Genomic DNA, 19,650 nt, shown 5'->3' on the forward strand with positions numbered 1-19,650 from the left:
AAATCATCGGATTCGCCTCGGGGGCCAATCTAAAAAATGAATCAGGCCAATAGGCCGAAAGGCTGATCAAGATACACAGCAGACCGAGGCCGCACAAGCCGCCGAAAGTCGCAGTAACCGCAGGCGTACCGGCTTGCCGGCCTTGATTTCAGAGTGACATGACCTATATCAACGTTTCAGGCAGACCCGCCTGGAAAACCCGCGCTGGCTATCGCCGGACCGAAAAGGCCCGACGATGACATTGGCCGGATCCATCAGCCCGTGTTGCGCAGACCGGCAGCAATCCCCGCTACAGACACCAGCAGCGCCAGTTCCAGAGGACTGTCCAGACTGGCTTCACGATTACGCGAGCGCGACAGCAGCTCCGCCTGAAGCAAATGCAACGGGTCAAGGTAAGTGTTGCGCAGACTGATGAATTCCAGCGTTTCAGGGCTGTGGGCCAGCAGTTGCGTCTGCCCGGTCAGCCCCAGAACCACATTGCACGCCTGCGACAATAGGTCGCGTAAATGTGCACCCAAATGTTGCAGCTCAGCACTGACCAGACGTTCGTCGTAGAGTCGGGCGATGTCCGCATCGGCTTTGGCAAGGACCATTTCCAGCATGTCGATGCGCGTTCTGAAGAACGGCCACTGCTCACGCATCTGCGCCAGCACCTCGCCTTCGCCGCGCTCCAGCGCCTTGCTCAGCGCAGCCTCCCAACCCAGCCAGGCGGGCAGCATCAGACGCGTCTGCGTCCAGGCGAAGATCCACGGAATGGCACGAAGACTTTCTACACCGCCCTCGCGGCGCTTGGCCGGACGACTGCCAAGTGGCAAGCGCCCCAGCTCCTGCTCGGGCGTCGCCTGACGGAAATACTCGACGAATTCGGGATTCTCGCGCACCACCGCTCGGTAGGCACTGACCCCGTCGTCGGCCATCTGGTCCATCATCGTCCGCCACGCAGGCTGCGGAGGTGGCGGTGGCAACACGGTCGCTTCCAGCACGGCAGCCAGATACAGATTGAGGTTCTGCTCGGCGATGTCCGGCAGACCGAATTTGAAACGAATCATTTCCCCTTGCTCGGTGGTCCGGAAACGCCCGGCCACAGAACCCGGCGGCTGCGACAGAATCGCCGCGTGCGCGGGACCGCCGCCACGACCGACTGTACCGCCGCGACCGTGGAACAGCAGCAATTCGACCTGCTGCTCGCGGCAGATCTCCACCAGCCTTTCCTGGGCGCGGTACTGCGCCCAGGCCGCCGCAGTGGTGCCGGCATCCTTGGCCGAGTCGGAATAGCCGATCATCACCTCTTGCGGGCCGTGCAGACGCGAGCGATAGCCCGGCAGCCCGAGCAGCGTCTCGATCACCGGCCCGGCGTTATCCAGGTCGGCCAGGGTCTCGAACAACGGCACCACGCGCATGGGCCGCTGCAGCCCGGATTCCTTGAGCAGCAGTTGCACGGCCAACACATCCGAAGCCGAGCCGGCCATCGAGATGACATAGGACCCCAGCGACGCGGCCGGGGCGGCCGCCACCTCGCGGCAGGTTGCGAGAACCTCTGCGGTATCGGCGGCCGGTTTGAAGTAGCTCGGCAGCAGCGGCCTGCGGTTATTCAATTCACGCAACAGAAAATCGATGCGGGTCTGCTCGTCCCACTCTTCGTAGCGACCCAGCCCCAGATAATCGGTGATTTCGGTCATCGCTGCGCAGTGACGGCTGGAATCCTGGCGAACATCCAGACGCACCAGGAACAGGCCGAATGTGACCGCACGACGCAGGCAATCCAGAAGCGGGCCGTCGGCGATGACACCCATGCCGCATTCGTGCAGCGACTGGAAGCACAGCAGCAGCGGGTCGAGCAGTTCACGGTTGTCTCGCAGCACCGCTTCCGGCGCAGGCAGGGTTTCGCTCAGTGAGGCATTGGCCCAGTTGCGCGTCGCGCGCAAGCGCTCGCGCAGGCGTTTGAGTTCTGCCCGATAGGGTTCGGCGCTGTCACCCACGCTGGCACGCAGAGCATCGCTAGCCTGCTGCATCGACAGTTCTGCGGCGAGATTGTCCACGTCACGCAGGTACAGGTCAGCGGCCATCCAGCGCGCCAGCAACAGCACTTCGCGGGTGACAGCGGCGGTGACATTCGGGTTGCCGTCGCGGTCGCCGCCCATCCAGGAGGCAAAACGGATCGGCGCGGCTTCCAGGGGCAGATGCAGACCGGTGGCCGCATGCAGCGCATGGTCTGCCTTGCGCAGGTAGTTTGGAATGGCGTGCCAGAGGGAATGTTCGATGACCGCGAAACCCCATTTGGCTTCATCGACAGGGGTGGGTCGGATGCGCCGGATCTCTTCGGTATGCCAGGCCTCGGCAATCAGCCGCTGCAGGCGCGAAGTAATCTGTGTGCGCTCGATGCTATTGAGATCGCGATGATCAAGTGCAGCCAGCTGCGCTGCGATGGCGTCGTATTTCTGAATCAGCGTGCGACGTGCCACTTCGGTCGGGTGCGCAGTCAGCACCAGGTCGATTTCCAGCTTGCTGAGCTGGCGTGCCAGGGCATCAGGTGAGTGGCCTTCGGCCTTGAGGCGATCAAGCAGTTCGGGCAGTACTCGCGACTCGAATGGCAGCGGCTGTTTATCATCGCGGCGGTGCATGAGCTGATATTGCTCGGCAATATTGGCCAGGTTGAGAAACTGGTTGAACGCACGCGCCACCGGCAGCAGCTCATCATCACCCAGCCCGTCGACGCTGGAGCTGAGTTGCTCGGCCCCTTCTGCGGAACCGCGCCTGCCCGCTTTGGCACCTTTGCGAATACGCTCGATCTTGTCGAGAAATTCCGCACCTCGCTGCTCGCGAATCGTATTCCCCAACAGCTCACCCAACAGGTGAACGTCTTCGCGCAGACGCGCATCGATATCGGCCATCGTTCCTCTCCCGTTTTTTATCTGGGCTCAGTTGCGTACCCGCTCGGTAGCACGGGCGTACGTGAATTCGAATCCGCTATGCCAACAGTGCACCAAAAGTCTGCAGTTGGACAAATGCTTCAGCAAAAACCTGAACGCGATCAGGGTTATTGAACGGGGTTCGACGCGCCTTCATATGATGATCAACATATTGGCACTCGTCTGAATGCCTCTGAAAATTCCTGACCGGTCAGTAGATATTTATCTGAACTATTCAAAAACCGCGAAGGTCGGAACCATTAACCATTACAGGAAAGCCCGAAAGGCAGTAGGCGGTTGTAGAACCTGATGCCCGGACTTGATGCAACGACTGTCATGGATAACCACGTTGGAGTCAGACATTGGAGTTGATCAACATGAACACCCTAACTGCCAAAACCAAATTCAAAGGCCTGCGCGGTCTCAAGCTGGCTGCGCTGGCACTCGGTAGCACCTTTATCCTGGCCGGCTGTGCCGGTAACCCGCCCTCCGAGCAGTACGCGGTTTCGCAATCGGCAGTCAACAGCGCTGTCAGCGCTGGCGGTACCGAGTTCGCGGCGGTAGAAATGAAGTCGGCTCAGGACAAGCTCAAGGCTGCTGATCTGGCCATGCAGGATCACAAATACGATGAAGCACGCCGTCTGGCTGAACAGGCCGAGTGGGACGCTCGCGTAGCAGAACGCAAATCTCAGGCCGCCAAAGCTGCCAAGGCCGTGCAGGACGCTCGTCAAGGCGTCAACGAACTCCGTGAAGAAGGCCTGCGTCAGGTGCAGTGATTGTCCTGTACACCCTTCTGTTTTCATGAATTCGTAACTGATTAAAGGACGACCCTATTATGCGTAAACAATTGATGATCCCTGCTCTGCTGGCCATGAGCGTTGCCCTGGCAGCCTGTGCAACCAAGCCGAACCCTAACCTGGAACAGGCTCGCAGCAACTTCACCGCGCTGCAGACCAACCCTCAGGCCACTCAAGTCGCAGCCCTTGAAACCAAGGACGCCAGCGAATGGCTGACCAAGGCAGAACAGGCCTTCCGCAACGATGAGGACGTGCAGAAAGTCGACCAACTGTCGTATCTGACCAACCAGCGCGTCGAGCTGGCCAAGCAGACCATCGCCCTGCGCACTTCTGAAGCAGCGCTGCAAAATGCTTCTGCCGACCGCGCCAAGGCCCGTCTGGAAGCACGTGACGCGCAGATCGCTGCACTGAAAAACAGCCTGAACGCCAAGCAGACCGAACGCGGTACGCTGGTGACCTTCGGTGACGTGCTGTTCGACTACAACAAGGCCGAACTGAAGCCAACCGCCCAGGGCGACATTGGCAAGCTGGCTGCCTTCCTGCAGGAAAACCCTGATCGCAAAGTGATTGTCGAAGGCTACACCGACAGCACCGGTTCGGCTTCCTACAACCAGTCGCTGTCCGAGCGTCGCGCCAACTCGGTGCGTATGGCTCTGGTACGCATGGGTGTAGACCCAGCGCGCGTTGTGACCATGGGTTATGGCAAGGAATACCCGGTTGCTGACAACACCAGCAACTCGGGCCGCGCCATGAACCGTCGTGTGGAAGTGACTATCTCCAACGACAACCAGCCCGTTGCACCACGCTCTTCGATGAAATAAGCGACTGAGCTGCTGCACCGAAGCCCCGCCTGCGCATACAGGCGGGGCTTTTTCATGGGCGCTGTTTTTTACCGGTGTCTTATGGCCGAGGCGTTTGCTGGCCAAGGCAGCGCACGGCCTGCCTGTGATCATCGATCAACACGCCTGACAGACCTTTTCGCGACGTATCGAACAACACCAGTACGCCATCAACGCACTGCGCGACCTCGGCGGCTGGCGTGGCAGCGACCTTGTAATCCTCGCCGGGCACGGTTTTGAGCAGGGTGAATTCACCGAGCAACAGTGCATCCTCTGGCTTGGCGAAGTGCAGGTAGCCGTAAAACCACAGACAGCCCACTGTGCCGATAACCGCACCAACAGCGCTGAGGATCATGCCGTTGAGGTTACGATCGCGGCTCATTGCGCTGGAAGTGTTGCGGGGGTCGGGTAATTGGGCACTTCCGCAAGGCGACGCAGACCGTTGAAATGCGTCGGGTCGTCCAGATAGCGCAGCATCACCTGACGCCAGAGAGGGTCTGCGAACGTCTGCACGTGTTCACCACGGGTCAATTGCAATACGCGCGGCGGAGGCGCGGCCTTGTACAGCTCGATGCCGTTGGCGAGCGGCACCAGCGTGTCGTCCATGCTGTGAAAGATCAGCATCGGTGTGCCGGCCAGTCGTGGCAGGCCGTTGACCGCGCTGTCGGCTTCCGGGATCAGCCAGGACAAGGGCGTTTTCAATGGCCAGGTCAGCCACGATTTGCTCAGCGAGTTTCGCGCGACGCTGCGGTAGCTGGCCGGCACACTGTCCAGCACCAGCGCCTTGAGACGCGAACGCTCTTGCGGGTGTTCGGAAAGATAATGCACCGCCAGCGCCCCGCCAATGCTTTGCCCCAGGACCACAAGCGGTTTGCCTTGCACCTGCGGTGCAGTGTTCAACCAGTCGAAAGCGGCCTGAACATCCTCATAGACCGCCGGCAGGCTCGGCTCGCCCTGCGACTCGCCATAGCCACGGTAATCCAGCATCAACACCTGATAACCCTGCTCGGGCAGCCACCAGACGCCGCCAAGATGCCAGGACAGGTTGCCACCGTTGCCGTGCAGATGCAGCACCGTACCCTTGACCGGCACGCCTTCTTTCGCTGGCAACCACCAGCCGTGCAGGCGCGTACCGTCGGCAGCCGTGAGGTTCACGTCCTGATACTGCAGGCGCGCCTTGTCGGGCGTGAACGGAACCCCTTGCTCGGGGTAGAACAACATCGAACTGCAGCCGGTGAGCGCAAGGACCAGGGTGAAGATGCCGAGCAGTTTCAAATGAGGGTTCCTTGTTGTTTTCAGCGCCACATCACTGCCGTGCTGGCGCGAGACTCAGATTCTCGTTCCCATGTTCTGCGAGCATTGGCCGATAGGCATAATCATGAGCTTTCGGAGAATGTACCTCTCCTTCGCGAACAAGTTCGCTCCTACGGCCTTCGGCCAGAGTCAAAAACAGGCTGGCGTACAGCGAAGATCGCTGCCTACAAAATATTCGAGTAGTCCGCTTCGATGCGGTCCAGGCTCAGGTGGTTGAGGAAGTTGGAGAAGCACATCCAGGCCGACAAGGCGTTCATGTCACGGAACTGCTCGGGCAGGTACTTGGGTGCAACCACCAGCCCTTCGTCCACCAGTTGACGCAGGGTACGCATGTCTTCCAGGGTGGTCTTGCCGCAGAACAGCAGCGGCACTTGTTCGAGCTTGCCCTTGCGCACGGCGAGCTGAATGTAGTTGTAGACCATGATGAAGCCCTTCAGGTAGGACAGGTCCTTGGTGAACGGCAGGCCGTTGGGCACCGAGCCGCGGAAAACGCGACTGGCATTGCCGTAGCTCTCGGACATGCCGAAGCCCTGCTCCTGGTAAAACTCGAACACCTGCAGAAAATCGGCACCCTGCTCGGCCATGTGAATGGCCCGTGTGCGATTGGTCAGCTTGCGCAGGCGGCTGGGATAGGATGCAAAGGCGATGACTTCCATGAGAATCGCCAGGCCTTCCTGCGTCACCGTCGAGGATGGCGGGCCTTTGGACAGGAAGGTACAGATCGGCTGGTTTTGCCCGTTCAGTGTGGTGCCCACGTGCACCAGCCCTTCGTGAACTTCGAGCGCGCGTACATCGCGCTCGTTGAACATCGCGTCAGTGCGGATCTTGATGTAGTCGGCACCGGCAGCCGCATCGGCGACGATCCCGTCGGATTCGAAAACCCGGATGGTCTCCTCGGCCTCACCGAACACGCGGTTCAAACGCGATTGCAGCAGCGAAACGGCGTCCTTGGCGGTGAGCGTTTTCGGCTCGTCCTTCAGGTCGCCGCGCCCGGCAATGTTGTTCAGGTAATCAGAGAGCATCAAGCCAAGATCGGCCAGCGTCGGATCACCCGCATGAAAGGCATCGGATGCCGCGCCGTACAGTTCCTGAGAAATCAGCCCGAAGTCGGACGTGCCGCGCGCTTCAAGCATACGCACCACCATGCGGTACTCACGGCACATGCGGCGCATGATCTGCCCGACCGGGTTGAACTGACCCAGTTGACGCGTCACGTCCCGCTCGATGTTCTGAAACTCTTGCTTCAAGGCCGAAGAGTCGAAACCCAGCGGACGGTTTTCGTAATAGGCGCGGTCCACGGCAGGCAGCGCCTTGCCCTTGGCGGCCAGAAACTCCTTGCGGACGTTCTCATCCCATTTAACTGCATCCAGAATGCGAATCGGCGTCTGTGCAACGACGATCCGATCCGATAAAGCACGAATAGTCTGTTGATACTCGTCCACCGGTACTCCTTGGCTGGTTGTCACGCTACTGCTTGGCGGCGCGGAACAACACGCCATCGCTGGTAAATATCGAAACTGGCAGGATCGTCAAGCCGTCTGAATGGCCGATCCGCGACACCCGCGCAGCAGTATAGTCACCCTCGAAGCGGCTGCGGGGTGCCCAGGACCAGACGCATCTGCCGTGTCAGGATACAGAGCATTTCTTCGTCCGCCTGACGCTGCGGCCCATGCAGCAGGCCTTGATACTCAATGCGCCGGATAAGCCCCGTCAACACCTGAGCATCCTGATAGGGATGCAGGGAACCGATTACCTGGAAGAACTGACAACTGCCCTGCAGCAAAATTTCCTGATGGGCCATGACCAATGGCGTCAGGCGCGGGTTGATCAGTGCTTCATGGTAGAACGCCTGCTCGGCAATCAGATAGTCACGCCGGGTCAGCAACTGATGACGGATATGCTCCATCACCATACGCGCAATGTCGTCCGCCAGACGAAAACGGTCGGTCGGACTCCCGGAACTGCGGTTCATCATCTCGCGCAGAATACCTTCGGTGTTTTGCCACAGCCGCGCCAGATAATCAGCGCTGCGCTGTACATACTGGGCGAAGGCATCGGTCAACAGATCATCGATGTCCTTGAAGTAATAGGTGGTTGCCGACAGCGGCACACTGGCTTCGGCGGCTACTGCGCGATGGCGCACGGCGCGTACGCCGTCACGCACCACGATACGCATGGCGGCATCGAGAATGACCTGCCTGCGTTGCTCACTGCCCTCACGCGCAGCCTTGCGGCCCTGATACTTGACACTTTTGGCCACCGCGCTGGCTACTCCGGCGGCCCCTTCTCTGGCAATCGTCACGACAGCTTCCTTATAAGTCGCTCTGAAATGAGTCGATCTGAAAAACACTTAAAAAAAAGCCGCCCATTGAAGGCGGCTGTTTTTCCACTGGTTACGCTTGCGGGCGCATGTGCGGGAAGAGGATCACGTCGCGAATCGACGGCGAGTCGGTGAGCAACATCACCAACCGGTCGATACCGATCCCCTCGCCTGCCGTCGGCGGCATGCCGTACTCCAGCGCACGGACGAAGTCGGCGTCGTAGTGCATGGCTTCGTCGTCACCGGCATCCTTGTCGGCCACCTGAGCCTGGAAGCGTTCGGCCTGATCTTCGGCGTCGTTGAGCTCGGAGTAGGCATTGGCGATTTCGCGACCACCGATGAACAGCTCGAAACGGTCGGTGACGTTCGGGTTTTCGTCGTTGCGACGCGCCAGCGGCGACACTTCGAACGGGTACTGGGTGATGAAGTGCGGCTGTTCCAGCTTGTGCTCGACCAGCTCTTCGAAAATCATCACCTGCAATTTGCCCAGGCCTTCGAAGCCCAGCACCTTGGCACCGGCCTTTTTCGCAATGGCGCGCGCCTTGTCGATGTCCTGCAGGTCGGCAGCGGTCAGCTCAGGGTTGTACTTGAGGATCGAGTCGAACACCGACAGGCGCACGAACGGTTCACCGAAGTGGAATACCTTGTCGCCATAAGGCACATCGGTGCTGCCCAGAACCAGTTGCGCCAGTTCGCGGAACAGTTCCTCGGTGAGGTCCATGTTGTCTTCGTAATCGGCGTAGGCCTGGTAGAACTCGAGCATGGTGAACTCGGGGTTGTGCCGGGTCGAAACACCTTCGTTACGGAAGTTGCGATTGATCTCGAAGACCTTCTCGAAACCACCGACCACCAGACGCTTGAGGTACAGCTCCGGGGCGATACGCAGGAACATTTCCATGTCCAGCGCGTTGTGGTGGGTTTCGAACGGCTTGGCCGCCGCGCCGCCCGGAATGGTCTGCAGCATCGGTGTTTCGACTTCGAGAAAGTCGCGCTTCATCAGGAAGCTGCGGATGTGAGCGATGACCTGCGAACGCACGCGGAAGGTCTCACGCACTTCCTCGTTGACGATCAGGTCGACGTAACGCTGACGGTAACGCTGTTCGGTGTCGGTCAGGCCGTGGTGCTTGTCGGGCAGCGGACGCAAGGACTTGGTCAGCAGGCGAACGCTGGTCATCTCGACGTACAGGTCGCCCTTGCCGGAGCGTGCCAGGGTACCTTCGGCGGCGATGATGTCGCCCAGGTCCCAGGTTTTCACCTCGGCCAGGGTTTCTTCGGGCAGGGTCTTGCGGTTGACGTAGACCTGGATGCGCCCGGTCATGTCCTGGATCACCATGAACGAGCCACGGTTGAGCATGATGCGACCGGCAACCTTGACCGGAATCGCTGCCTCTGCCAGTTCTTCCTTGGTCTTGTCGACGTACTGTTTCTGCAGGTCATTGCAGTAGCTGTCGCGGCGGAAGTCATTGGGGAAGGCCTGACCCTTGGCACGGCCTGCAGCAAGCTTTTCCTTGCGCAAGGCGATCAGGGTGTTTTCTTCCTGTTGCAGGGCTTGCGGGTCGAGTTGTTGGTCGCTCATGTCTTTAAATATTCCATCACAGGTTCGCCCTCGCCTGGCGACGAGGGACTTGAGGTGTCGGCTGACGGTTTACAGCCCTTGCTTGAGGCTCGCGATCAGGTATTCGTCGATATCGCCATCAAGCACCTTGTCGCAGTCGCTGCGTTCGATGTTGGTCCGCAGGTCCTTGATACGCGAGGCGTCCAGTACGTAGGAGCGAATCTGGTGACCCCAGCCGATATCGGACTTGGTGTCTTCGAGCGCCTGGGACGCCGCGTTGCGCTTCTGCACTTCCTGCTCATACAAACGGGCCCGCAGCATTTTCATGGCGGTGTCCTTGTTCGCATGCTGGGAACGCTCGTTCTGGCAACTGACCACGGTATTGGTCGGAACGTGGGTGATACGCACCGCCGAGTCAGTGGTGTTTACGTGCTGACCACCGGCACCGGAGGAGCGGTAGGTGTCGATGCGCAGGTCCGCCGGGTTGATGTCGATTTCGATGTTGTCATCGATTTCCGGCGAAACGAACACGGCCGAGAACGAGGTGTGGCGACGGTTGCCGGAGTCGAACGGGCTCTTGCGCACCAGACGGTGAACGCCGATCTCGGTACGCAGCCAGCCGAAGGCGTACTCGCCCTTGATGTGCACGGTAGCGCCCTTGATACCGGCGACTTCACCGGCGGACAGTTCCATGATGGTGGCGTCGAAACCGCGCTTGTCGGCCCAGCGCAGGTACATGCGCAGCAGGATGTTCGCCCAGTCCTGCGCTTCGGTACCGCCGGAGCCGGCCTGGATGTCCAGGTAGGCGTTGTTGGGGTCCATGTCGCCGCTGAACATGCGGCGGAATTCGAGCTTTTCCAGCGATTCGCGCAGGCGCTCGACTTCGGCAGCGACGTCATCGACGGCAGCCTGGTCTTCTTCTTCGGCAGACATCAGCAACAGGTCTTTGGCATCGGCCAGACCCGAGGACATTTCGTCCAGGGTTTCGACGATCTGCGCCAGCAGGGAGCGCTCGCGCCCCAGTTCCTGAGCGTAGGCCGGGTTGTTCCAGACGTTTGGATCTTCGAGCTCGCGGTTGACTTCGGTCAGACGATCATGTTTGTGATCGTAGTCAAAGATACCCCCGAATGGTTTCGGAGCGCTCGGACAAATCCTTGATGCTGTTTAGGATCGGGTTGATTTCCATGGTAGGCAGCACTCGCAGGCGAAATTTTCAAAGCCGACGAGTATACCCCAGGCAAGGCCACGAAAGCAGCCCGTCGGGCAGGCGTTGTGAGGCCTATTTTACCGATCGCAGCCGGCGTCAGCCCGCTGCGACCTGATTGCGACCGTTGTTCTTGGCCTGATAAAGCCCCTTGTCGGCATCCAGAATCAGCTGACGGCTGGGCATTCCGAGCTGTGGCGTCATGGTCGCCACACCGATACTCACGGTCAGGCTGGAGCCCGGCGCTGGCGCAATGTGCGGAATATTCATGCCTGAAACGCTCTGGCGCAGTTTTTCAGCCAGCAGACGCGCCCCGCCCGGTGAGGTGTTGGGCAGGACCATGGCGAACTCCTCGCCGCCGTAGCGAGCCGGCAAGTCCGACGGGCGACTGCAACTGTTACGAATGGCCTTGGCGACCTGACGCAGGGCCTCGTCGCCCTCCAGATGCCCGAAATTATCGTTGTAGGGCTTGAAGTAGTCGACATCGATCATCAGCAACGACAACTGGGACTGCTCGCGAATTGCCCGGCGCCACTCCAGTTCCAGATACTCGTCGAAATGGCGGCGATTCGACAGCCCCGTGAGGCCATCGGAATTCATCAGGCGCTGCAGCACCAGATTGGTGTCGAGCAGTTGCTGCTGGCTGACGCGCAGCGCGCGGTAGGCTTCATCGCGCTGCAGCAGGGTCATGTACGAGCGCGAGTGATAGCGAATGCGCGCCACCAGCTCGATGTTGTCCGGCAGCTTGACCAGATAGTCGTTGGCCCCGGCCGTGAACGCCGCGCTCTTGATCAGCGGGTCTTCCTTGGTGGACAGCACGATGATCGGGATATCGCGGGTCAGCGGGTTGCTGCGGTACTCGCGAACCAGCGTCAGCCCGTCGAGGCCCGGCATCACCAGGTCCTGCAGAATCACCGTCGGCTTGATCTGCACGGCCTGGGCAATCGCCTGATGCGGGTCGGCACAAAAATGAAAGTCGATAGACTCATGGCCGGCCAGGCCGCGCCGTACGGCTTCACCAATCATGGCCTGATCATCCACCAGAAGCACCATTGCGCTGTTTTCATCCGGTGTCTTGAGCTCATCCGTTTGCAGGTCATTCATGATCTTTCTCCTGATCGCCGACTACCGCTGGGTTCAGCAGAGCAGTCATTGAGTAAATACCTCGATCAAGCGAGGTGCTATGGCGGGCAACGGACGGATTTCCACGGCAGCATCGATGGCTGCGGCGGCCTTGGGCATGCCATACACAGCAGAACTGGCCTGATCCTGAGCGATGGTCAGAAACCCCCGTTCACGCATGGCCTTGAGTCCCTGTGCACCGTCGCGCCCCATCCCGGTCAGCAGAACGCCGATCGCCTCGCCACTCCAATAACGGGTTACGCTCTCGAAAAACACATCAATCGAGGGCCTGTAAACTTCATTCACCGGCTCCGCCGTGTACGCCAGCGTGCCGTCCTTGAGCAAGCGGATATGATGATTGGTGCCTGCCAGCAACACCACACCCGGCTGTGGCGTTTCGCCTTCCCTTGCCAGACGTACCGGCAGGCCGGAGGCGGAACTCAACCAGTCGGCCATACCGGCGGCGAAGACCTGATCGACGTGCTGCACAAGGACGATCGCCGCCGGGAAGCTCACCGGAAGCGCCTTGAGCAGAATCTCCAGCGCGGCAGGCCCGCCTGCCGAGGAGCCGATCGCCACGAGCCGATCACGTCTCGACGGCGCGGCGCGCGGTGTAGCCGCGACCCGTTCGAGGCCGACACGCTGGCCGATCAGCCAGTCGATATTGAGGATCTTGCGCAGCAGGGGCGCCGCCGCCTCTTTTGGATTGGGACCACCAATGGCCGGCGTGTCCACCACATCCAGCGCGCCGTGCCCCATCGCTTCGAACACGCGGCGCATGTTCTGCTCGTGGTCGACGGTCACGATGACGATGGCGCAGGGTGTTTCGGCCATGATCCGGCGCGTGGCTTCCACGCCATCCATCACCGGCATGATCAGGTCCATCAGGATCAGGTCCGGGGTCTGCTCGACGCAACGCTGCACGGCGTCGGCACCATTAGACGCCACCCAGATGATCTGATGCGCCGGCTCGAAGGCCAGCGCACGGCGCAGGGCTTCGATGGCCATGGGCATATCGTTGACGATGGCAATCTTCATCCTTGCGCGTCTCCTATCAATTCGACGACAGCGTCGAGCAAGGCATCATCGTGGAAACTGGCCTTGGCCAGGTAATAATCGGCGCCGGCGTCCAGGCCGCGACGCCGGTCCTCTTCGCGGTCCTTGTAGGACACGACCATGACCGGCAAGGACTGCAAGCGGGTATCGCGGCGCAACAGGGTCACCAGTTCGATACCGTCCATACGCGGCATGTCGATGTCGGTGATCAGCAGGTCGAAGTCCTCGGCGCGCAGGGCATTCCAGCCATCCATTCCGTCCACGGCCACCGATACTTCGTAACCGCGACTGACCAGCAGCTTGCGTTCCAGCTCGCGGACGGTCAAAGAATCATCGACGACCAGCACGCGTTTGCGTGACACCTGATCTGCCTGACGAGTGCGCCGGTCGATGCGCTCCAGACGGCCGGTATTCAGGAGTTTTTCCACCGAGCGCAGCATATCTTCGACATCGATGATCAATACCACTGAACCGTCGTCGAGCAAGGCCCCTGCCGACACGTCCTGGACCTTGCCAAGGCGCGCATCGAGCGGCATCACCACCAGCGTACGCTCACCGATGAAGCGTTCGACGGCCACGCCATAAACCGCATCGCGCTCGCGAATCACCACGACCTTGAGCGTTTCTCCGGCCTTCTGCGCGGGTGGCCGGTTCAACAGCTGGCTGGCCGAAACCAGACCGACATGCCGCTCTTCATCCCAGAAGTGCTGACGCCCTTCCAGTTGCAGAATATCGTCAGGCTGCAGGTCGCGCATGCGCTCGATATGCGCCAGCGGAAAGGCATAGGCTTCACCGCCCACTTCCACGACCAGGCTGCGTACCACTGAAAGCGTCAGCGGCATTTCTATCCTGAAGCGACTGCCCTCGCCCGCCCATTGCTGCAGCTCGACGCTGCCGTGCATCTGGCGAACCATATGCTGCACGGCATCAAGGCCGACACCACGGCCGGAAATCTGCGTGACCTTGTCGCGCATGCTGAAGCCCGGCAGGAACAGAAAACTCAGCAGTTCCTCCTCGCTCAACTGCGCAGCGGTCTCGGCGGGCGAGAGCTTGCGGTCGATGATGCTCTGGCGCACACGTTCAAGGTCCACGCCGCCACCGTCATCGCTCAACTCGACGACCAGCAAGCCGGCCTGATGCGAGGCCTGCAGACGAATCAGACCTTCAGGGTCCTTGCCGGACGCCACGCGCTTCTCGGGCGATTCGATGCCGTGGTCCACGGCGTTGCGCAGCAGGTGAGTCAGTGGCGCATCGAGCTTTTCCAGCACATCGCGATCGACCTGCGTCTTCTCGCCTTCGATCTGCAAGCGGACCTGTTTGCCCAGTTCACGCCCCAGGTCGCGAACCATGCGCGCCTGGCCGTTCAGCACGTCGGCGAAAGGTCGCATCCGGCAGGCCAGTGCCGTGTCGTATAACAGCTGCGCACGTTGCGCCGACTGCCAGCCGAATTCATCCAGCTCGGCAGTGTGCCGGACCAACACCTGCTGCGCCTGGGACAAGAGGCTACGCGCGTCTTCCAGGGCTTTTTGCACATCAGCCGAAGGACCTTCCTCGCCGAAGCTGGCGCCCAGCACTTCAAGCGCACGATCACTGCTGCTTTGCAGACGCTTGAGCCGCTGCATACCGGCCAGCAGCGGCTTGAGTCGCTGAGTCTCGACCAGCGATTTGCTGGACATGTCCAGCAGCCCGTTGAGGCGCTCGGCGGTGACTCGCAACACGCGCTCGCCACCTTCGGCCACACGCCGTTCACGCAATGGCGTGAACGGTGCTTCAGGTTCCGCAGCCGGCATGGCGGCTGGATTGGCCGACGCAGGCAAGTCTGCGGCCAAGGGCTCGGGCTCGGGCTCGGGCTCGGGCACAGACTCCGGCACAACTGCCGCGCTGGGCGTCTCGAACTGCAGCATCGCGCTGGCGAGTAAAGCGTCCGAGGCCGGGTCCGGCAGTGGCGTACTGACCGTTCGCGCCGCGCCAGCACCGGAAGCCAGCAACGTATTGAGCCTTTCGACATAACTGTCGATATCAGGCTGACCAACGCTGTCGCCGCCAGGCGTGGCGATACGCATCAACAGGTCGGTCCCCGACAGCAGCGCATCGATATGCTCGGCCTGAAGCAGCAGACGCCCTTCCTGCGCGCTGACCAGACAATCTTCCATCACATGCGCGACGCTCACACCGAAATCGACGCCGACAATCCGCGCTGCGCCCTTGAGCGAATGAGCGGCACGCATGCAGGCTTCCAGCTGATCCGCCTGGGTCGGGTTACGTTCGAGTGCCAGCAGGCCGGCACTCAATACCTGGGTCTGCGCGTCGGCTTCCAGCGTGAACAGTTCGAACAGCGAGGCGTCACGCATTTGATCTGGCGTCATGTGAGGCTCCGATACACCGCCGACAACAACTCATCTTCATCCAGCCAGCGCAGGCTGCGGCCCTTCCATTGCAGGACGCCACGGGTGAAACGGGCATTGGCGTGCGTGCCGGATGCCGAAGCGGCTTCCAGCTCCCGCTCGTCGATGGCATGAATGCCGTCCACCTCGTCGACCGGCACCACCACCGGGCCGCCTTCGACACTCACGATCAGCATGCGCGGTACCACCCGCGTCGACGGGTTACTCACCGCGGTACTGTCCAACCCGAGCAGCTCGACCAGTGAGATGCACGCTACAAGAGCGCCGCGTACATTGGCGACACCCAGCAACGCACGCGAGCGCTGGTGTGGCAGTGAATGGATGGTCTGGCTGGGGGCGACTTCCGAGAGGCAGCGCGACGCCAGCCCCAGCCACTCTTCGCCAAGACGAAATACCAGAATCGAGCGGGTCTCGAGGTCGCGCAGCAACACCGAGCCCTGAAAATGCTCGGGCGACTCCTGGGCCAGCGAATAGCGGTCCAGCAGACGGGTGGCGGCGGCCGAATAAACCGCGCAGTTGCGGCAGTGGATGTGCTCTGCAAGCAACGGGCAGGAGCGATCGCCATGAATGCCGATGCGGTTCCAGCAATCATCGATATCCAGGGCCTGATCATGGGTCAGACTGGAAAAACCGGACACGCCCGCCATCAGTGGTTTCCTTGTTTATTCGCGCCACGCGCAGCGCGGTCCTGCAAGCGGCGCGCGCCGGCAGTGTCACCCTGCGCAGCCAGCAATGCCGCCAGTTGGGCCAGCGATTCTGAGTGCTGCGGTTGCAGATACAGCGCCTTGCGATAGAAGCCCTGCGCCTGTGGCACACGGCCCTCCACTTCGCTGAGCAGACCCAGCCAGTAAAACACTTGCGCGACCGGCTCATGCTGCTGCAGGTAACGCTCGCATTCAGCCCGCGCCTCGGCACTTTTGCCTTCGTTGGCCAGCCCCGCAATCCTGTCGAGCACTGCCGATACCTCGGTGTTACCCGCCGCAGCGACGGGTTTTGCAATGGGCGCGAATGTCGCAGAGGGGCGCGGCGCAGGCCGTGGCGCGACAACTCTGGCAGGGGCATCGACGACCGGACGGGACGCAACGGGTGCAGGGACCTGCCGAGGCGTCGGAGCTGGCACCGCCGCATCGACAGGTGCGTGCCGGAAGGCGAACGACTGGGCGATCCCCGTCGAGCGCATGCCGATAGCGGCCAGCAGGTTGCCCTCCGCCGGGCCGATAAACAGCAGGCCGTCTTCACGGGTCAGTTGTTTGAGCACCTTGAACACATGTTGCTGGGTCTGCCGATCGAAATAGATCACCAGATTGCGGCAGAAGACGATGTCATAGGCCGCTTGCGAAACGAGTTTGGGGTCGAGCAGGTTGCCCGGCTGAAAACTCACACAGGCGCGAACACTGTCAGCGATTTCAAAGCCGTCAGCGATCGGATTGAAATACCGCTCGCGATAACTGATGTCGCTGCCACGAAACGAGTTTTTGCCGTAAATACCGTGCTCGGCCTTGGCAATCGAAACAGGGCTGATATCGATGGCATCGACCTTGAATTGCCTGGCATCGACCCCGGCGTCGAATAGCGCCATGGCGATGGAATATGGCTCCTCACCGGTCGAGCACGGCAGGCTGAGTATGCGCAAGGGGCGCGCACCGGCAAGGCTGGCGATACGCTCACGGGCCAGCATGCCCAGGGTGACAAACGATTCGGGATAACGAAAGAACCAGGTCTCGGGAACGATCACCGCTTCGATCAGCGCCTGCTGCTCCTGCGCCGACGAGACCAGAAGATGCCAGTAGGCATCGCTGTCAGCGCAGTGGGCGGCCGTTGCGCGCTGACGCAAGGCGCGCTCGATGATCGCTTCGCCGACGGACGTCACATCCAGGCCGATACGCTCCTTGAGAAAGCTGAAGAAGCGCGAATCATCCACCTTCATTGCGCGTCCTCGAGCAGTTCGAGGTCAATCGGCGGCACCGGGTACAACAACTCGCGCACCGGCTCGCTCAACAGCTCGTGAACATGAATCCACTGCAACAGGCCCTGCTCATCCTCACGCACCGGCCCCAGATAAGGCGACAGGCGATTGTCCAGCCCATAGGCCTTGAACTGCGCAACAGGGCAGCGCAGCGTCTCGGTCGCCTGTTCCAGAATCAGTCCGAGCAACTGCGCCGGGTGCGCGTCGTCGTAGCGATAATGCACCAGCACCATGCGCGTACTGGTACGCGAGCGCGCCGGCTGCCCGGAATTCAGCGCACTGATGTCGATCACCGGAACGATCTCGCCACGATGGGCGAAGATTCCCGCCACCCAGTGAGGTGCCCGGGCAATAGTCTTGAGCTTCACAAGCGGCAGGATTTCGGCGATCTCGGTCGCGTCCAGCGCATAGCGGTCTTCGCCGATGCAAAACAGCAGAAAGAGTTTGCTGGCGGTCAGTGGCGGGCCATTGCGCCTCGGCGAGTGATCGCTCATTGATCGTTCAGACCTTGAAACGCGAAACGCCACTGCGCAGCCCGACCGCGACCTGACTCAACTCGTCGATGGCGAAACTGGCTTGACGCAGTGATTCGACGGTCTGGCTGCTGGCATCCGCCAGTTGCACCAGCGCCTGGTTGATCTGTTCGGCGCCGGTGGCCTGAGCCTGCATGCCTTCGTTGACCATCAGCACACGGGGTGCCAACGCCTGAACCTGATGGATGATCTGCGACAATTGCTCGCCGACCTGAGTGACCTCGAACATGCCGCGGCGCACCTCTTCGGAAAACTTGTCCATACCCATCACGCCAGCAGACACCGCCGACTGGATTTCCCGCACCATCTGCTCGATGTCATACGTGGCGACGGCAGTCTGGTCGGCCAGGCGACGCACCTCGGTGGCCACCACTGCAAACCCGCGACCGTATTCACCGGCCTTTTCGGCCTCGATGGCGGCATTGAGCGACAGCAGGTTGGTCTGGTCGGCGACCTTGACGATGGTGACGACGACCTGATTGATGTTGCCGGCCTTCTCGTTGAGGATCGCCAGCTTGGCGTTGACCAGATTGGCAGCGCCCATCACCTGATGCATGGTGTCTTCCATGCGTGCCAGGCCCTGCTGGCCGGAACCGGCGAGCACCGAAGCCTGGTCTGCCGCCGAAGTGACTTCGGTCATGGTCCGCACCAGGTCCCGCGAAGTGGCGGCGATTTCCCGCGACGTCGCGCCGATCTCGGTGGTGGTTGCCGCGGTCTCGGTGGCGGTAGCCTGCTGCTGGCGGGACGTTGCAGCGATCTCGGTGACCGAGGTCGTGACCTGTACCGAAGAGCGCTGCGCCTGCGCTACCAGCGCGGTGAGCTCGGAGACCATGTCGTTGAAGCCGGTCTCGACCGCATTGAACTCGTCCTTGCGCGACAGGTTCAGCCGGGTACTCAGATCGCCCTTGCGCATGACGTCCAGAATACTCACGATCATCTGCATCGGAGAGGTGATCGAGCGCATCAGCAGCAGCCCGCAGGCCGCCGCCGCCATGACCGCGATCAGCAGAGAGAGCACCATGCTGATCTTGGCACCCAGCACAGCGTTGACGATATTGGTGGTGGACTGGTCAGCCAGTTGCTTGTTGGCAACGATCAGGTCTCTGAGCTGCAGACGGCCCTCGCTCCAGACCGGATTGAGCTCGTTGTAAAACTCATCGCGAGCGCCCGCATAATCACCGCGTTCGTACTTGGCGTGAACGTCGGCAAGCATGCGCGAATAGACCTCGCGGCGCTTTTCGAACACCGCGAAGCTGGCCCTGTCCGTGTCATCGAAGATGGATTTCTTGTAGCCGTCCATCTGCGACTGAAGGGCGTCTTCAAACCCCTTGAACTGATCCTTTTCCTGCTTGGTCAGCGGCCGCCCCTGCCCTTCGGCAATCAGCTCCAGCGTGCGGATGTAACTCTCGCCCCAGGCACTGCGCACCAGGGTGCTGTAGTAGACGCCGGGCAACGCATCGAGACGCACATCTTCCTCGCTGGACTCGATGGACAACAACCGTGAATAAGATACAACGACCATCAGTAGCATGATTGCGATGATGACGGCGAAACTCGCCAGAATCCGTTGGCGCAAGGTCCAGTTCTTCACAGTCAGCCCTCAAGAGTTCAACGACGGCGTCGGGCCGTG

General features: G+C 61.0%; 16 protein-coding genes. 2 read left to right on the forward strand and 14 right to left on the reverse strand.

The window, feature by feature from the left end; translation table 11 throughout:
• Nucleotides 1-254: 254 nt before the first annotated feature.
• On the reverse strand, nucleotides 255-2,891 hold the full coding sequence (gene ppc / locus KBY02_RS16695; RefSeq protein WP_096135109.1) for a phosphoenolpyruvate carboxylase: 2,637 nt from the start codon (nucleotides 2,889-2,891) through the stop codon (nucleotides 255-257).
• Between the two features lie 380 nt (nucleotides 2,892-3,271).
• Between ppc and KBY02_RS16700 the strand changes: the two genes are divergently transcribed.
• Both KBY02_RS16700 and KBY02_RS16705 read left to right on the forward strand, forming a co-directional pair.
• Entirely contained in the window at nucleotides 3,272-3,685 is a 414-nt protein-coding gene (locus KBY02_RS16700; protein ID WP_003409265.1) for a DUF4398 domain-containing protein, read from the forward strand.
• Nucleotides 3,686-3,744: 59 nt separating this feature from the next.
• Nucleotides 3,745-4,527, forward strand: a complete 783-nt coding sequence (locus KBY02_RS16705; protein WP_011266956.1) for an OmpA family protein — start codon at nucleotides 3,745-3,747, stop codon at nucleotides 4,525-4,527.
• Between the two features lie 79 nt (nucleotides 4,528-4,606).
• On the opposite strand, the gene KBY02_RS16710 is transcribed toward KBY02_RS16705, so the two are convergent.
• The 13 genes from KBY02_RS16710 to KBY02_RS16770 form a co-directional block, all read right to left on the reverse strand.
• Complete coding sequence (locus KBY02_RS16710) at nucleotides 4,607-4,927, reverse strand: hypothetical protein (protein ID WP_024641454.1); 321 nt, start codon at nucleotides 4,925-4,927, stop codon at nucleotides 4,607-4,609.
• On the reverse strand, nucleotides 4,924-5,820 hold the full coding sequence (locus KBY02_RS16715; RefSeq protein WP_058398418.1) for an alpha/beta hydrolase: 897 nt from the start codon (nucleotides 5,818-5,820) through the stop codon (nucleotides 4,924-4,926). Before KBY02_RS16715 ends, KBY02_RS16710 begins: the two co-directional genes overlap by 4 nt.
• 203 nt (nucleotides 5,821-6,023) lie before the next feature.
• A complete protein-coding gene (locus tag KBY02_RS16720) occupies nucleotides 6,024-7,301 on the reverse strand; it encodes a flavohemoglobin expression-modulating QEGLA motif protein (RefSeq protein WP_003339622.1) in 1,278 nt (425 codons plus the stop codon).
• A 134-nt stretch (nucleotides 7,302-7,435) separates the two neighbouring features.
• Nucleotides 7,436-8,161: a TetR/AcrR family transcriptional regulator gene (locus KBY02_RS16725; RefSeq protein WP_032607412.1), complete on the reverse strand. Its 726-nt coding sequence runs from the start codon at nucleotides 8,159-8,161 to the stop codon at nucleotides 7,436-7,438.
• A 91-nt stretch (nucleotides 8,162-8,252) separates the two neighbouring features.
• A complete protein-coding gene (lysS, locus tag KBY02_RS16730) occupies nucleotides 8,253-9,755 on the reverse strand; it encodes a lysine--tRNA ligase (RefSeq protein ID WP_024639883.1) in 1,503 nt (500 codons plus the stop codon).
• 69 nt (nucleotides 9,756-9,824) lie between these two features.
• Nucleotides 9,825-10,920, reverse strand: a protein-coding gene (gene prfB / locus KBY02_RS16735) for a peptide chain release factor 2 (RefSeq protein WP_096102164.1) whose coding sequence is annotated in 2 segments (ribosomal slippage) — nucleotides 9,825-10,847 and nucleotides 10,849-10,920 — 1,095 coding nt in all. Because the reading frame shifts where the segments join, the coding sequence is not laid out codon by codon here.
• A 117-nt stretch (nucleotides 10,921-11,037) separates the two neighbouring features.
• Entirely contained in the window at nucleotides 11,038-12,042 is a 1,005-nt protein-coding gene (locus KBY02_RS16740) for a response regulator (protein WP_004406328.1), read from the reverse strand.
• A gap of 45 nt (nucleotides 12,043-12,087) precedes the next feature.
• A complete protein-coding gene (locus KBY02_RS16745) occupies nucleotides 12,088-13,098 on the reverse strand; it encodes a chemotaxis response regulator protein-glutamate methylesterase (RefSeq protein WP_011266950.1) in 1,011 nt (336 codons plus the stop codon).
• Nucleotides 13,095-15,482 carry a hybrid sensor histidine kinase/response regulator gene (locus KBY02_RS16750; RefSeq protein ID WP_225650624.1) on the reverse strand — a complete coding sequence of 796 codons (2,388 nt, stop codon included), beginning with the start codon at nucleotides 15,480-15,482 and terminating at the stop codon, nucleotides 13,095-13,097. Before KBY02_RS16750 ends, KBY02_RS16745 begins: the two co-directional genes overlap by 4 nt.
• Nucleotides 15,479-16,168 (reverse strand): chemotaxis protein CheW, encoded by a 690-nt coding sequence (locus KBY02_RS16755; protein WP_004406331.1) that lies wholly within the window; start codon nucleotides 16,166-16,168, stop codon nucleotides 15,479-15,481. The genes KBY02_RS16750 and KBY02_RS16755 overlap by 4 nt, the downstream gene beginning before the upstream one ends.
• On the reverse strand, nucleotides 16,168-17,448 hold the full coding sequence (locus tag KBY02_RS16760; protein WP_225650625.1) for a CheR family methyltransferase: 1,281 nt from the start codon (nucleotides 17,446-17,448) through the stop codon (nucleotides 16,168-16,170). The genes KBY02_RS16755 and KBY02_RS16760 overlap by 1 nt, the downstream gene beginning before the upstream one ends.
• On the reverse strand, nucleotides 17,445-17,981 hold the full coding sequence (locus tag KBY02_RS16765) for a chemotaxis protein CheW (RefSeq protein WP_024661009.1): 537 nt from the start codon (nucleotides 17,979-17,981) through the stop codon (nucleotides 17,445-17,447). Before KBY02_RS16765 ends, KBY02_RS16760 begins: the two co-directional genes overlap by 4 nt.
• Nucleotides 17,982-17,988: 7 nt before the next feature.
• A complete protein-coding gene (locus tag KBY02_RS16770; protein ID WP_003409235.1) occupies nucleotides 17,989-19,611 on the reverse strand; it encodes a methyl-accepting chemotaxis protein in 1,623 nt (540 codons plus the stop codon).
• Nucleotides 19,612-19,650 lie beyond the last annotated feature (39 nt).

Source organism: Pseudomonas sp. P129 (assembly GCF_020312195.1).
Lineage (GTDB): Bacteria > Pseudomonadota > Gammaproteobacteria > Pseudomonadales > Pseudomonadaceae > Aquipseudomonas > Aquipseudomonas fragariae.

Bases quoted from the DNA above. Each gene is read 5' to 3' on its own strand.
- ppc (WP_096135109.1), bottom strand. From the start codon at position 2,891: ATGGCCGATATCGATGCGCGTCTGCGCGAAGACGTTCACCTGTTGGGT.
- KBY02_RS16705 (WP_011266956.1), top strand. From the start codon at position 3,745: ATGCGTAAACAATTGATGATCCCTGCTCTGCTGGCCATGAGCGTTGCC.
- KBY02_RS16710 (WP_024641454.1), bottom strand. From the start codon at position 4,927: ATGAGCCGCGATCGTAACCTCAACGGCATGATCCTCAGCGCTGTTGGT.
- lysS (WP_024639883.1), bottom strand. From the start codon at position 9,755: ATGAGCGACCAACAACTCGACCCGCAAGCCCTGCAACAGGAAGAAAAC.
- KBY02_RS16740 (WP_004406328.1), bottom strand. From the start codon at position 12,042: ATGAATGACCTGCAAACGGATGAGCTCAAGACACCGGATGAAAACAGC.
- KBY02_RS16745 (WP_011266950.1), bottom strand. From the start codon at position 13,098: ATGAAGATTGCCATCGTCAACGATATGCCCATGGCCATCGAAGCCCTG.
- KBY02_RS16750 (WP_225650624.1), bottom strand. From the start codon at position 15,482: ATGACGCCAGATCAAATGCGTGACGCCTCGCTGTTCGAACTGTTCACG.
- KBY02_RS16755 (WP_004406331.1), bottom strand. From the start codon at position 16,168: ATGGCGGGCGTGTCCGGTTTTTCCAGTCTGACCCATGATCAGGCCCTG.
- KBY02_RS16760 (WP_225650625.1), bottom strand. From the start codon at position 17,448: ATGAAGGTGGATGATTCGCGCTTCTTCAGCTTTCTCAAGGAGCGTATC.
- KBY02_RS16765 (WP_024661009.1), bottom strand. From the start codon at position 17,981: ATGAGCGATCACTCGCCGAGGCGCAATGGCCCGCCACTGACCGCCAGC.